Annotated in this window: 1 protein-coding gene and 1 pseudogene; both read right to left on the reverse strand. The window is 35.4% G+C overall.

The annotated features are described in order from the left end of the window. Positions 1–231 (reverse strand): annotated as a pseudogene (locus PCORN_RS19870) (hypothetical protein); the annotation flags it as partial. Positions 232–331: 100 nt separating this feature from the next. Then, positions 332–700: a hypothetical protein gene (locus tag PCORN_RS16810; RefSeq protein WP_036082743.1), complete on the reverse strand. Its 369-nt coding sequence runs from the start codon at positions 698–700 to the stop codon at positions 332–334. Between the last annotated feature and the right edge of the window lie 63 nt (positions 701–763).

The following is a 763-nucleotide window of genomic DNA, read 5'->3' on the forward strand; positions in this document are numbered from 1 at the left end:
TGTTTTTTTGTAGAATAGGCATAATAATAGTACCGGTATATAGAAAGCTAGGTAGGAGCTGTAATCGTTCGTGTTAACGAGTAGCCCAGTCGGCCGCATGTCGCCATATGTTAAAATATTTCCCGCGGAGTATTTTAAATGATCTCCTGTCAGGCTTTCCCATAAACCAATCGAAATCGTCAGGATATAGATAAGTACAATCCACTTTAAGACTTGCTTTAGTTTTGGCAAGCTATCAATGTAATAAACGAAAGCAAGTATGAGGTAAAAGGACTCTATTTGATAGTATATCGCTGGGATACTAAGCGCTGGAGATGAAGTCCACAATAAACTAAAAAATAGAATACAAAATCCAGATTATGAATAGGATTAACGGTATTTTAACTCTATCTAATTTCTTAAAATCCTTTTTTTCGAATAAAAATAGGACCATGTGCAGGATGATTAAAACCCGGAAAAGGAAGAAGCTCGGAAATTCCGGTAATGCTAGGTATGGGCCCAGAAAACCGCTTATTACAACGCCTAGAAAAAGATAATAATTTAGTATTTTAAGTGGGATATCTTTGATTATATAGAGAAGAATTGCGATAACGAGAAGCGCCAATATAGCTGGTACCAATGGAACAACCATGCTTAAAAATATGAATATGAGTATAACGTTTGTTCTTTTACTATTCCATGTTTCATTCCATCTGTTCATGATAGTGTCCTCTCAAATCTGTAGATACGAGCGAGGTCGTTGTCTGCTATATTTTTATTTTTT

This window comes from Listeria cornellensis FSL F6-0969, from assembly GCF_000525855.1.
GTDB lineage: Bacteria > Bacillota > Bacilli > Lactobacillales > Listeriaceae > Listeria_A > Listeria_A cornellensis.